This is a genomic window from Candidatus Hodgkinia cicadicola (assembly GCF_002774925.1).
This window is the reverse complement of sequence record NZ_NXGO01000078.1, coordinates 1-937: the sequence shown is the minus strand read 5'-3', so window position 1 is coordinate 937 and position 937 is coordinate 1. Positions and strand designations below refer to the sequence as shown.

The 937-nt window shown below is 25.6% G+C and carries 1 protein-coding gene; it reads left to right on the top strand.

Annotated features, from left to right (window positions below; genetic code table 4):
* Positions 1 to 111: 111 nt before the first annotated feature.
* Positions 112 to 690, top strand: a complete 579-nt coding sequence (locus MAGTDC_RS02905) for an alpha/beta hydrolase (RefSeq protein ID WP_278046865.1) — start codon at positions 112 to 114, stop codon at positions 688 to 690.
* Positions 691 to 937: the final 247 nt, after the last annotated feature.

Here is a 937-nt window from a genome sequence, read left to right as displayed (position 1 = left end):
TAATGTTGATATAGTGTATAAGCATTATAAGTTTTAATGATGGTACTTGATCTACGTGTGTTTAATGAATCTTATTGATCATCGTATTTACTTGATAATAAAAAGACTCAAATGGTATATATAATCAATTCTGAATATAGTAGTATTAAGAGTATGAGTTTAGCAAGTGAAATAGTATCTGTGTTTGATAATTTAAAATTAGGTATTATTAGTCAAACTATTAATTCTACTAGAATTAAAAATCCTATTTTTTATAAAGATGATTTAATTGGTATTGAATTAACTCTTAATTGGTTGTTACAACGTCATAATCATAAGCATGGTATTGTTGCTGTAGGTGTCTCCTTTGGGTCGTGTTTAGCAGCTGAGTTAATAATGAGAAGACCTGAGATTAGTGAATATATATTAATATCTCCACCTATTAGATATTATGATTTTAGGGTATTGGCAAGGTTGGGTATATCTGGAACTATGATTATAGCTAAGGATGATAAATTTGCTGTATTGTCTAATATTTATAAAGTTTATAATAGTACTAAGATTAATTTAATGTGTAAGTTAAAGATAATAATGGTTAGAAATACCGATCATTTGTTTAGTGGTAAGTATAGCACTTTAAATAGGATAATCACTGATATATATAAAAAACATACGATAAGTAATGAGTATAGGGATAGTATTAAGCTTTAAAGTAATGTTGATATAGTGTATAAGCATTATAAGTTTTAATGATGGTACTTGATCTACGTGTGTTTAATGAATCTTATTGATCATCGTATTTACTTGATAATAAAAAGACTCAAATGGTATATATAATCAATTCTGAATATAGTAGTATTAAGAGTATGAGTTTAGCAAGTGAAATAGTATCTGTGTTTGATAATTTAAAATTAGGTATTATTAGTCAAACTATTAATTCTACTAGAATTAAAAATCC